Below are 203 nucleotides of genomic sequence, written 5' to 3'. Positions count from 1 at the left end.
GGTCGCATGGAGACGGTTTGCACGCCTCGATATTCGCCGAAGTTCCAATTGCCTTCATTTAAAGAGCCGGTAAATCGCGCCGCGTCGCTACTGTCATCGATCGCAATATGACCCAGTTCGGAATTACTCAGCGCCCGAGTGGCAGCTTCTTTGATAAATTCCACGGAATTGGGGTCGAGGTCTTCCATTCCCGCCAGACTGAC

Annotated in this window: 1 pseudogene; it reads right to left on the bottom strand. The window is 53.2% G+C overall.

What is annotated here, in order from left to right:
- Positions 1-203, bottom strand: a pseudogene (locus tag AC0QH1_RS00315) (DUF4114 domain-containing protein); the annotation flags it as partial.

The sequence above is a fragment of the Phormidium sp. CCY1219 genome, from assembly GCF_055795085.1.
This window is presented reverse-complemented; position numbering and strand designations above follow the sequence as displayed.